The sequence below is a fragment of the Pseudomonas sp. SWRI111 genome (assembly GCF_014268555.1).
GTDB lineage: Bacteria > Pseudomonadota > Gammaproteobacteria > Pseudomonadales > Pseudomonadaceae > Aquipseudomonas > Aquipseudomonas hamedanensis.
In genome coordinates, this window is record NZ_JABWQQ010000117.1 from 1 (window position 1) to 264 (window position 264).

General features: G+C 35.6%; 1 pseudogene. It reads left to right on the plus strand.

What is annotated here, in order from left to right:
- Positions 1–264 (plus strand): annotated as a pseudogene (locus HU755_RS27160) (mercuric reductase); the annotation flags it as partial.

The following is a 264-nucleotide window of genomic DNA, read 5'->3' on the forward strand; positions in this document are numbered from 1 at the left end:
TATTGGTTGTGTTCCTTCAAAGACCTTGTTACGTGCTGGCGAAATTAATCATTTAGCAAAAAACAATCCGTTTGTAGGATTGCATACATCAGCCGGTGAAGTTGATTTGGCGCCATTGATTAAACAAAAAAATGAGTTGGTAACAGAGCTTAGAAACTCTAAATATGTTGATTTAATTGATGACTATGGTTTCGAATTAATAGAAGGTGAAGCAAAATTCGTAGATGAAAAAACTGTTGAAGTGAACGGAGCACTTATATCGGC